General features: G+C 39.6%; 7 protein-coding genes and 1 pseudogene. 2 read left to right on the top strand and 6 right to left on the bottom strand.

Annotated elements, in window-relative coordinates; all coding sequences use genetic code 11:
• Positions 1–271: 271 nt before the first annotated feature.
• The 6 genes and pseudogenes from PN470_RS11430 to PN470_RS11455 form a co-directional block, all read right to left on the bottom strand.
• Complete coding sequence (locus PN470_RS11430) at positions 272–460, bottom strand: type II toxin-antitoxin system PemK/MazF family toxin (protein WP_322745633.1); 189 nt, start codon at positions 458–460, stop codon at positions 272–274.
• Positions 435–626 carry a hypothetical protein gene (locus PN470_RS11435; protein ID WP_024969813.1) on the bottom strand — a complete coding sequence of 64 codons (192 nt, stop codon included), beginning with the start codon at positions 624–626 and terminating at the stop codon, positions 435–437. Before PN470_RS11435 ends, PN470_RS11430 begins: the two co-directional genes overlap by 26 nt.
• Before the next feature lie 51 nt (positions 627–677).
• Positions 678–1,136 carry a hypothetical protein gene (locus PN470_RS11440; protein WP_103111205.1) on the bottom strand — a complete coding sequence of 153 codons (459 nt, stop codon included), beginning with the start codon at positions 1,134–1,136 and terminating at the stop codon, positions 678–680.
• A 27-nt stretch (positions 1,137–1,163) separates the two neighbouring features.
• Complete coding sequence (fbp, locus tag PN470_RS11445; protein WP_002731573.1) at positions 1,164–2,210, bottom strand: class 1 fructose-bisphosphatase; 1,047 nt, start codon at positions 2,208–2,210, stop codon at positions 1,164–1,166.
• A 453-nt stretch (positions 2,211–2,663) separates the two neighbouring features.
• A pseudogene (locus PN470_RS11450) lies at positions 2,664–3,065 on the bottom strand (DUF4277 domain-containing protein); the annotation flags it as partial.
• A 426-nt stretch (positions 3,066–3,491) separates the two neighbouring features.
• Positions 3,492–3,737 carry a DUF1902 domain-containing protein gene (locus PN470_RS11455; protein WP_002775669.1) on the bottom strand — a complete coding sequence of 82 codons (246 nt, stop codon included), beginning with the start codon at positions 3,735–3,737 and terminating at the stop codon, positions 3,492–3,494.
• A 100-nt stretch (positions 3,738–3,837) separates the two neighbouring features.
• Here PN470_RS11455 and PN470_RS11460 point away from each other — a divergent pair, with 100 nt between their 5' ends.
• Positions 3,838–4,425: a transposase gene (locus PN470_RS11460; protein ID WP_271937116.1), complete on the top strand. Its 588-nt coding sequence runs from the start codon at positions 3,838–3,840 to the stop codon at positions 4,423–4,425.
• Between the two features lie 529 nt (positions 4,426–4,954).
• Positions 4,955–5,512 (top strand): tetratricopeptide repeat protein (locus PN470_RS11465; RefSeq protein ID WP_271937118.1); only part of this gene is annotated, 558 nt, incomplete at its 3' end.

The raw sequence follows: 5,512 nt of genomic DNA on the forward strand, positions 1-5,512 counted from the left end.
CGGTAAAACCCCACACCCCACACCCCACACCCCACGAAAAACTTTTTGCCGCAAACCCTAACTATTGATTATGTTTCCGCTGCAACTAGCGCACAGACTAATCTTCGCTTTCTTGATCATTCCTCTCTTCAAACCCTAGCCAAAAAAGTAACGCATTCTCAACCTCCATCATTTGCTCAGATGTCAGATTTCCTAATTTACGCAAAAGCTTTGCATGGGGAATTGTAACGATGTTTTGTACATCAAAGACTCCTTCTCTAAGGAAGCTAGCTTAGACTTTCACTTCCAATCTTGAACCACGAGAGCTTGTCGTATGTGGAACCAGAGTCGCTAAGGCACGCTCTTGATTGCGCGCAGGAATACTGATAACCAAACAGGGTCTGACTTTGGCCACATAACCCAGATCAACCAGCCAAACCTGACCACGATCAGGGCTATCCATAGGAAGCTTCCTGATCATCTAATTCTAGAAAAATTCCCTCGGCATTGAGGACTAGATCTTCATCAGATAAGGGCGGAAAATCCAGGTGAATTGTCCGCTTCAGAATCTCTAATAGCAAATCTGAGCGCTCTGAGTCTGTCAAGCGGTCAAAGCTATCTAAAAGTTCCTGAACTATAGCAGTCATAGCAGTTACTCTATATCTGCTCAATACTATAACACAAGCTTAACAAGGAGCTTAGTCATTCCTTGACAGCCCCAATAAATTCTGAATGTAAGTTTGGAATCCCCCCAAACCGCCATCGTCATTCCAACGCTGTCTGAAAGTTGGTAACTTCTCCAATTCCATCACATTCCCACCCTGATACCTGACTCGATAATCAAACATCGCATCTGCTTTTGCTGATACAGGTGGATTATCAAAATCAATAGCCCAAAGCACCTCAACAATTCGATAGATGTCGTAATTATCCTTGCCAATTTCACGTTTGGCTTTGCAGTCGAGAACTTTTACTAAATGGGTAACATACCCTCGCTGTCTGAGTAGTATCAAACTATCTTTTTCGGGTTTATTGGCATTGACTTCATCGTCTTTCCATGCCAGTTGGAAGGGCGATGAAACCTTATATTTCCGATATGCCCATGTACCATCGTTTCGCCTGACATTTTTAGTCCACTTCAGAGCTTGTAAATCCATGTCAATATCTCGAAATAAAACTATAAGTTAAACTCGATCGCGATGACGTCGATCAGCGATAAAAGACTCCACCAATTTAACATCTTCGACACTACCGATCACTAAAGGTGTGCGGGTGTGTAATTTATCGGGAACGATATCTAAAAGATTTGTCACCCCATCACTAGCTTTACCTCCTGCCTGTTCAATTAAAAAAGCAAGGGGAGCAGTTTCATAAATTAAGCGCAATTTTCCCTGGGGATTTTTAACAGTACCCGGATAGAGAAAAACGCCTCCCTGCATTAAAATTCGGTGGATATCTCCCACTAATGCCCCACTGTAACGGGCCGTGTAACCATCATGACGGTGGACATAACGGGTATAGTCGCGAATTGCCTCATCCCACTGCCAAAAATTGCCCTCATTGGTACTATAAATTGGACCATGATCGGGGATAATAATATTCTCTTGGGCGAGGATAAATTCCCCTAAACTGGGGTCAAGGACAAAGGCATGAACACCGCGACCGATCGAGTAAACTAAAATAGTCGATGGTCCATAGAGAATATAACCGGCGGCGATTTGTTTACGACCATTTTGCAGTAAATCTAGGGCTTCTCCGTCTAAATCATTGCCTTCCTGTTGACGGATGGCAAAAATCGAACCCACATTTAGGTTAATATCCACATTGGAAGAACCATCGATCGGGTCGTAGAGTAGGGTATAGCGACCGATGGGACAGTTTTCTGGGATATAATAGGGTTTATCCATTTCCTCGGAAGCAAGACGGCAAACTAAACCACTTTGCTTAAAAACCGAGATAAATACTTCATTGGCAAAAACGTCCATTTTCTTGACCGATTCCCCTTGTACGTTGGTTTCTCCAGTAAAACCTAGCACATCCGCCATTAATCCCGCTTTACTGAGACGACGGGCAATTAATTTCCCCGCTAGGGCAATCCGACTCATAATTGCGCTTAAATCCTGCGCGTCGGGGGAAAAACTTTGTAGTTGTTGCAGGACGTGACGGGAGAGGGTGGTACAATCTCGATCGAGGCTATGTTCGGGGATAGAAAAGGGAATATTGCTAACCATAACTGTAATTGCCAGTAATAAAGTAAAAAAAGGGAAACTCGTCTAGTCTCAATTATGACTATGATTTGATCCTAGCCAAAATTTTCCCCATTGCGGGCTAATTTTTAGATCAGTTTTAGAGTTGGCTAATTTTTATCCCATTGATCATTAAATTTTGGTCAATAAGTAGCTGTTTATAATTAAATTGAAGATAAACTTTGGTTTCGATTCCCCCTTGATAAGCTATCCATTAGTCACATCTTTCTTAACATAAAATTTGACAAAAAGAGAAAAGTGTGCAAGATGGCTCAAGGGGGTTCTATAGGGGGACTAATTTGTAGCGGGAGCATCTCACCTTTGTAACCCCTAAATCAGGTTTTTATGTCAAGCTATTTTGAAAGCCTTGCTAGAAAACAGTTTTAGGGATAAGTATAATTACTCACTTGCATAAATGAGATGCTCTCTTTGTAGCAATGATGTGGCCTCTAGATGAGAATATTTTGTCTCTATTTTAAATTTTTTGATGACCGATAAGACAACTTCTATAAATATATCATTCAGTCCATGTTTGTATAATTCATCCATGACTCTCCCAATTTTATCATCATTGATATAATCGGTTTTTATTTCTTCTCCCAATAATTCTTCGATTCCTTTATCTTCAAAAAATTGACTAAATAAGTATAAAGGCCTTGAAACAAATCCTAATCCATTGATTAGAATAGCTTTGACCACTGTTCCTGCTGAAATTTTTTCTCGGGAGTCAATTCCTAATTTAGAGTTGATTATTTCAACTATTCTTATTTCGTCAATTAGTCCGGCTACTATTCCTAAGTGATCTAGGTTTTTAATTTTTACCTCTGAGATAGGAGACAATTTTTGTACCTTTAATAGATTTTTGAGCTTTTTGATTGTCTCACTTTTTTGGGACTAATTCTATGAGTATTTTTATTTATTTTTTTCTTGAATGAGTTTATGCTATTTTATGCTACATTTTGAAGTGCGGAGTGTCGGATAAAAAAAATCAACTCATGAACGAACAACGCACCCAATTCTGTCTAAATTATGATTTTTTTGATTGTTTGATTGACTAGGATTTTGGCTCTCTTGGATTTGGTGGGTGAAATGTATTCTAAGATACATTCCTCCTAGCGAGGGGGTGGAAGGAACCACAAAGACACAAAGGACACAAAGATTGATCGATCATATTGTAAGTTAAACTTATCACACAGAACCTATAAGAGCCGGATTTTTTTCGGCTATCATCCCGGTGATACAATTCTGATAATCTCCCCATTCAATCTAAACAGCGCACTCAATTGATTCTTGACGATGACTAATGAGTTCAAAAGTTATCGCTTTTTGAGGTTCAAGAGTAATTAGATGATTGAGTTGTAATAATTCTGGAATCATCTGTCGTAATTTAGCTGTTAAAGCTTCGATGGTATCAGCTTCGGTGACTAATCCCGGAATATCTTCACTCTCTGCTACCCAAACTTGCGCCTCTCGATCCCAAAATGCTTCTACTTGGTACGGTTTTTGATTCATGATGATTTAGTTCAAGTGAGTAGAATTAGCTTATCTATCAATCAAGATTATACAGTGCGATCGCATTTTTGACAACCCTACCACCAATCCCCAACTCTTGATGATTGCCGATGAATCGCTTATAACTGAATTAACCGCCACCATCCGCCACGCCATGAATGAACCCCAAAAACATCGACAATCTATTCGTTTAAAAGGCTATGATTATAGGATTAATGGAGCTTATTATATCACAATTTGTTCTTATCAAAAGCAGTATTTATTTGGTGAAATTGTTGAAGGAAATATAGAGCGAAATTTACTTGGTGATACTTTTGAAGCAGTATGGTATAGACTGCCTCTACATTTTAAGTTTATTGAACTAGATACTTTTATTGTCATGCCCAATCATATTCATGGAATTATAGTAATACAAAATTATGATCTGGAAAAGACCGAATACGATTCTCAATATACTCACGGTACAATGCCGGAATCTTTGGGGGCTATTGTGCAGAATTTCAAATCAATTTTTAGTCGTAAAATTAATCGTTTATGTGGCGATCACATGAAAGTTTGGCAGCGCAATTATTATGAACATATCATTCGCAATGAAGATTCTTATCAAAAAATCCGGCAATACATTCTTGATAATCCGCGAAATTGGGAACAAGACGAGAACAATCTGAATAAATTCAAACCAATGTAGGGGCAAATAACTTGTGGGGACAAATAACCTGCGGGGACGAATAACCTGTAGGGGCGAAGCATTCGGGCAATAACATATCGCTGAAACCATAAATTTCTTATCCGAATGCTTCGCCCCTACCCCGGGCAATAAACTAATAACCTTCGCCTATTATCCCTGTGATACAATTATGATAATCTCCTCATTAAATCCCTGTACGGGCGAAGCATTCGTGCATAATCTATCACTAACCTTAGCCTATCATCCCTGTGATACAATTCTGATAATCTACCCATTAAATCCCTGTACGGGCGAAGCATTCGGGCAATAACATATCGCTGAAACCATAAATTTCTTATCCGAATGCTTCGCCCCTACCCTGGGCAATAAACTAATAACCTTCGCCTATTATCCCTGTGATACAATTATGATAATCTCCTCATTAAATCCCTGTACGGGCGAAGCATTCGGACGATAACATATCGCTGAAATCCTAGATTTTATATCCGAATGCTTCGCCCCTACCCATCAATTCCCCATCCGCCACGCCATGAATGAACAACGCGCCCAAGCCTCCCTAAACCCGCAAGACTATCTCAATTTCTTGATGGAAACATTACAAAAAATCTCTGAAAATCCTAATCCTCAATTAATTTATCCTTTCTGGGCGCAAAATCTGGATAAGCTAGATGATAATTTTGCGAGAATCCTAGACAGTTGGATTAGAGAGAAATTAACACAAGTCACGCCAGAACAAGCCTATTCTATCGCTTTTGTTATTGGCAATTTCAGTAATTTAATTAAAGAATTTCCCCTTGGTGACATCGCCACCCACAAAGAAATTGCCATCACGGGTTATGAAATAGCCTTAACTATCTTCACTTTTGAGGCATTTCCTCAAGAATGGGCTGGAACAAATAATAATCTCGCTGCTACTTATATTAACAGAATCAGAGGGGAGAAAGCTGAGAATTTAGAAAAAGCGATTGCCGCTTACCAGGAGGCTTTGAAAGTGTTCACTTTTGACGCATTTCCCCAAGGTTGGGCAGCGACACAGAATAATCTCGCTAATGCTTACAGTAACAGAATCAGAGGGGATAAAGCAGAG

This window comes from Microcystis sp. CS-574, assembly GCF_028329095.1.
GTDB classification, from domain to species: Bacteria; Cyanobacteriota; Cyanobacteriia; order Cyanobacteriales; family Microcystaceae; genus Microcystis; species Microcystis ichthyoblabe_A.